We start from the raw sequence: 5,473 nt of genomic DNA on the forward strand, positions 1-5,473 counted from the left end.
AGATGGCTACTATGTAGACGAAAATGGTGCGTGGGTAGGATAAAAAAAGAGAGCAAATAGCTCTCTTTTTTCTATTCTTTATAATCATCTAAAATTAATTTTCTTATTAGATTAAGTGCTTCTTTAGTAACTTTTTCTCTAATTTTATTTCTATTGCCTTTTAATTCGTATTTTTTTATTATTTTGTTATCTTTATAGTATATGCCAATATACACCAGCCCAACATTAATTTCTGAATTTTTCATTTGTGAAGCGTATCCTGTTGTTATAATAGAAATATCTGTTTTTGTCTTATTTTTTATTCCTATTAGCATCTCTAGTGCAACTTCCTTGCTTACAGCTGTATATTTATCCAAAGTAGATAATTTTACATCTAAGTTATTCATTTTAGATTCATTAGAATAACAAACTATTCCTTCGATAAATGATTTAGAAATTCCTTCGTTATCGATAAGTGAGGAAGCAATCATTCCACCTGTTATTGATTCAGCAGTTGATATAGTTAAAGAATTGTTAATTAACATTTTTGCAACTACTGAACTAAGTTCGCTTTGAGTGTTTGCAACACCTTCATCACCTATAAGATAAATATAATCACCTACAATATCTTTAATTTCTTTTATTTTGTTTTCAATTAAGTTGTTAATGGTAACATTATTTGTGCCACTAGCAGTTACTCTTATAAGAACTTCTGTACTTTTTGCATAAAGAGCAACAGTAGGGTTTGTTTGTTTAATTAAAATATGTTTTATTTTTTCTTCAAGAGTAGATTCATATATACCATAAAGTCTAATGTATTTAGAAATGAATTTTTTATTACTTTGTTTTTTTAAAAAAGGTTTTACATATTTTTCAAACATATTTTTCATTTCTTTAGGAGGTCCAGGAAGTAAAATGATTTTCTTATTTTCTTTTTCTAATATTATACCGGGTGCAGTTCCCCAAAGATTTTCTAAAATTATAGAATTTTCTGGGATCATAGCTTGCTTTTTATTATTTTTAGGTAGTGAATTATCATTTTTACAATTATCTACATAATTTTTTATTTTTTCAAAAGAATATTTGTCAAAGAAAAAATCTCTTTTGAAAAATTCTCCAGCACATTCTTTTGTTATGTCATCATCTGTAGGACCCAATCCTCCTGTTATAATAACAGTATCAGAATTTTCAAATGCATTTTCTAAAGATTTTAAAAGTCTTTTTTTATTATCTCCAACTGTTGTATGTCTATAAACGTTTATCCCTATACTAGCAAGTTCCCTTGATAAAAAAGAAACGTTGGTATTTAAAATATCACCCAATAAAATTTCAGTTCCTACAGAAATCAGTTCTATATTCATAAAATCCTCCCAAAATATTTTTTTTCTTAATTATACTCCCATTTTTGAAAATTTAAAAGAAACTAAAAAATCAATTATAAAAATATTAATATCTAAAGTGAATTATATTTTTATATAAAGGTAATAGAAGAGTTATAAAATTTGGAATATCAACCTAACTAATTTAATTATAGTATTTTAATCTTTAAATTTTATTATATTTTATTATATTTTTATCTATGGTAAAAAAATGTTTATTAACCTTAATATTTATCTATATTTAATATAATTGTTGTATATTTATAATCATTCTCATTAAAATTATCTTAGTTATTATAGTACAATTTTTACTATATATTAAAGAACAATAATATAAATTAATCTTAAAAAAAAATAGAAATAGATTTATTGAAAAAAATCAATCTCAAACATTGTTTATACCTATTTTATCTATAAAATTATGTTATTTAAAATACGTGAAATTAAAAATAATAAAATTTGATAATAAAATATATATTGAAATAATATTATATATTATATATAAAAACTATTGACAATATTAATTTATTATTATAAACTAAGATAATTATATAACATATTTTAAAGTTATTAAAATTTTTATATTTATTTTAGGAGGAAAATTTTTATGTTATCATTTTTAAAGCCTAAAGCTAAAACTTATAAAGTTCCAGCTGATAAAGTTATGCCAACATATAAAAAATTGAGATTACTTTCTTTTATTGGGGTATTCTTAGGTTATATGACATTTTATATTGTTAGAAATAATATAAGTTTATCTAGTAGTGATCTTAAGGCGTCTTTAGGAATATCAAAGACACAAATGGGAGCAATAATGAGTTATATGTTATTGGCTTATGGGTTAAGTAAAGGATTTATGAGTAGTTTATCAGATAAAGCAGATCCAAAAAAATATATGGCTCTTGGCCTTTTTCTTTGTGCTACTGTAAACTTTGCATTAGGAGTTAGTCATAATTTATTTTTAGTGTCTATTTTAGTAATTTTATTAGGTCTGTTTCAAGGTATGGGTGTAGGACCTGCTTTTATTACGCTTGCAAGCTGGTACCCTAAAAAAGAAAGAGGACGTATGACTGCTCTTTGGAATATTTCTCATAATGTTGGGGGAGGTATTGTAGCTAGTGTAGTTACATTAGGTTTCTTTATATTTGGTAAAGAACATTGGAAATTGGCTTATTATGTTTTCCCTGCGATTATCGCTTTGATTTTTGTTATAATTATCCTTGTTTTAGTAAAAGGTAAACCTGAAAATGAAGGGTTACCAACAATGGAAGAAATTACAGGGGAAGAAGGGACTGTGACAGTTAAGCATGTTCCAGAAGAAGCTTTAAATCTAAGTGCAAGAGAAATTTTTGTTAATTATGTATTGAAAAATAAACATGCATGGTACGTGTCTTTAGTTGATACTTTTGTTTATTTAATTCGTTTTGGACTAATTTCATGGTTACCAATTTATTTATTAGAAACAAAAGGATTTACTAAAGGGCAAATGGGGATTGCATTTACTTTATTTGAATGGGCAGCCATTCCATCTACTATATTAGCGGGATATTTATCAGATAAAGTATTTAAAGGTTATCGTATGCCTCCAGCAATAGGAGCCATGGTTATAATTTTCTTCTGTTTAATAGGATATTGGGAAAGTTCATCACTTGTATGGGTTATAGTATTTGCCAGTCTTTCAGGATGTTTGATTTATGTACCACAGTTTTTAGCATCTGTTCAAACAATGGAAGTAGTTCCATCATTTGCTGTAGGTAATGCAGTTGGACTTAGAGGTTTTATGAGTTATATCGTTGGAGCTTCATTTGGAACTTGGTTTATAGGTTTTGTTGTAGACCGAGTAGGATGGTCTGGAGGTCTTTATGTACTTTTAACTTCTGCAATTCTTTGTATAGTATTTGCAATTTTAAGTCATAGAGGTTCTAAAGAATTAGCCAAAAAATCATAATTTATAGTTTAATAAAGATAGAAAAACATTTAATCTAAGTGGCGGTTAAATGTTTTTTTATTAGTTAGGTATCAAATCAAAATTCAAGTAAAATATATATAACTTTTAAATTTATAAAGTAAAAATAATGTATAATAAAATGAAAATCTTGTTAATATTTTTATTCTATGATAAAATAAGAGAGACTTAGGTAGACGTGTGGCTTAGTTATATTTGGGCCTAACACTTTTTTTATGGGAATAAGAATATCTTGTTAGTATGACAAGCAGTTTCTCTTTTTGACAAACTGATCTCAGAAACCAGATCTATTATACCCACCTGAATATATCAGGACCATTCTTATTAAGATACTACGTTACCTCGGTTATTGCTTAGCATATGCTAAGCTTTTTTAATAATTTATTAAATTAATTTGAGGATAATATGTTACATCAATTTTCAAGAAATGAGCTAATAATAGGAAAAGAAGGGTTAGATATATTAAAGAACGCTAGAGTAGGAGTTTTAGGAATTGGTGGTGTAGGAACTTTCGCAGTAGAATCTTTAGCTAGAAGTGGCATTTGTAAATTTGTTATAATGGATAAAGATAACATAGATATAACCAATGTTAATAGGCAAATTCATGCTACAGTAAAAACAGTGGGAAATAGTAAAGTAGAAGAAATGAAAAAAAGAATTTTAGATATAAATCCTAATTGTGAGGTTATTGCAATAAAGGATTTTTATACAGAAGAAACTTGCGAAAAGTTTTATGCTAAAAGATTAGATTTTGTTATTGACGCGTGTGACACAGTAAAATATAAAATACATCTCATTGAATATTGCCTAAAAAATAAAATTGATTTCATATCAGTTATGGGAGCCGCAAATAAAATGGATCCAACTAAGTTTGAAATAGCAGATATTTCAAAAACATCAGTATGTCCATTGGCTAAAAAAATAAGATTACATTTCAAAAATAAAAAAGTAAAAAATAAAATAAAAGTAGTTTATTCTACAGAAAGTCCTTTAGTAGCAAAAAAAGAATATTTAGAAAAAATAGGGAATACTAACTCTAATATAAGAAAACAACAAATTCCGCCATCATCTAATGCTTTCTGTCCATCAGTAGCTGGATTAATAGCTGCTAGTTACGTTTATAAAAAGCTTTTAAAAAATATCCCTATAAATACTATAGAAAAAAACAAGTAAGTAAATTTTTTTGATAATTTTGAAATAAATATAAAAAATTACTATTTTTCAAAAATGAATTATTAATTCAAATAATTGTTTTTACATTTAATTTTTGATAGTATTAAAATAAAAAAGGAGAATTATAATAGTAATGACAAAAGAATATTTTAAAAATATATTATTTAATAGAAAATCTATTAAAGTTTATGATAAAAATTTTAAAATATCTAATGAAGAAATTTTGGAAATGATAGATGAAGCTGTAAGTGCTCCATCATCAGTTAATTTTCAGCCATGGAGATTTGTTGTGGTAAATTCTGAAAAAGGTAAGGAAATACTAAGTCCATTAGTAAAATATAATCCTAGACAAAACAATACATCATCGGCTATGATAGTAATATTTGGAGATAAAAAATGTCAAGAATTTGGAGATGAAATATATCAATCTGCTGTAGATAAAGGATATATGCCTCAAGAAATAAAAGATAAAATTCTTCCAAATTTTATAAATATGTATAATAATTTAAAAGAAGAAGATTTACATAATACTATTACTATTGATTGTAGTTTGGTAGCAATGCAATTAATGTTAGTAGCAGAAGTAAGAGGTTATTCTACTAATGCAATAGGAGGATTTGATTCTAAAAATATTGCAGAAAAATTAGGATTAGATAAAAATAGATATTTACCTATTCTAATAATAGCAATAGGAAAAAAAGAAGTAGAAGGAAGAGAAACCTTTAGACTATCTTCTGAAAAAATAACTAAGTTTATATAAAATAATATAAAAAAAGCAAATAGCAAAAAAAATAGAGAAAAATTATTAAAAAAACTAATGAAAAAACACTTTTCATTAGTTTTTTGTGTTTAAATTAACTTTTTCACGATTTGATAATTTTTAAAAAATATAATATGGTATAATTACAAAATAAAAAAGGGGATGAATATCATGTTTAATCAAGTCATATTAATAGGAAGATTAACTAAAAAACCA

General features: G+C 25.3%; 4 protein-coding genes and 1 other RNA gene. 4 read left to right on the forward strand and 1 reads right to left on the reverse strand.

The genetic code is table 11. The features are described from left to right. Positions 1-71: 71 nt before the first annotated feature. Entirely contained in the window at positions 72-1,340 is a 1,269-nt protein-coding gene (locus tag HMPREF1871_RS04000) for a competence/damage-inducible protein A (protein WP_066130323.1), read from the reverse strand. Positions 1,341-1,965: 625 nt separating this feature from the next. Between HMPREF1871_RS04000 and HMPREF1871_RS04005 the strand changes: the two genes are divergently transcribed. The 4 genes from HMPREF1871_RS04005 to HMPREF1871_RS04020 all read left to right on the forward strand — a co-directional run bounded on the left by HMPREF1871_RS04005 (position 1,966) and on the right by HMPREF1871_RS04020 (position 5,257). Next, positions 1,966-3,306, forward strand: coding sequence for an MFS transporter (locus HMPREF1871_RS04005; RefSeq protein WP_066130324.1), 1,341 nt, complete (start codon positions 1,966-1,968; stop codon positions 3,304-3,306). Between the two features lie 179 nt (positions 3,307-3,485). Next, positions 3,486-3,677, forward strand: a non-coding RNA gene (gene ssrS, locus HMPREF1871_RS04010) — 6S RNA. 52 nt (positions 3,678-3,729) lie between these two features. After that, a complete protein-coding gene (locus tag HMPREF1871_RS04015; RefSeq protein ID WP_066130326.1) occupies positions 3,730-4,497 on the forward strand; it encodes a tRNA threonylcarbamoyladenosine dehydratase in 768 nt (255 codons plus the stop codon). Positions 4,498-4,630: 133 nt separating this feature from the next. Continuing rightward, positions 4,631-5,257 (forward strand): nitroreductase family protein, encoded by a 627-nt coding sequence (locus HMPREF1871_RS04020; protein ID WP_066130328.1) that lies wholly within the window; start codon positions 4,631-4,633, stop codon positions 5,255-5,257. Positions 5,258-5,473 lie beyond the last annotated feature (216 nt).

This window comes from Gemelliphila asaccharolytica, assembly GCF_001553005.1.
Taxonomy (GTDB): Bacteria; Bacillota; Bacilli; order Staphylococcales; family Gemellaceae; genus Gemelliphila; species Gemelliphila asaccharolytica.

What these genes read in the sequence shown, in the direction of transcription:
- HMPREF1871_RS04000 (WP_066130323.1), bottom strand. Translation starts at nt 1,340, where the DNA reads ATGAATATAGAACTGATTTCTGTAGGAACTGAAATTTTATTGGGTGAT.
- HMPREF1871_RS04005 (WP_066130324.1), top strand. Translation starts at nt 1,966, where the DNA reads ATGTTATCATTTTTAAAGCCTAAAGCTAAAACTTATAAAGTTCCAGCT.
- HMPREF1871_RS04015 (WP_066130326.1), top strand. Translation starts at nt 3,730, where the DNA reads ATGTTACATCAATTTTCAAGAAATGAGCTAATAATAGGAAAAGAAGGG.
- HMPREF1871_RS04020 (WP_066130328.1), top strand. Translation starts at nt 4,631, where the DNA reads ATGACAAAAGAATATTTTAAAAATATATTATTTAATAGAAAATCTATT.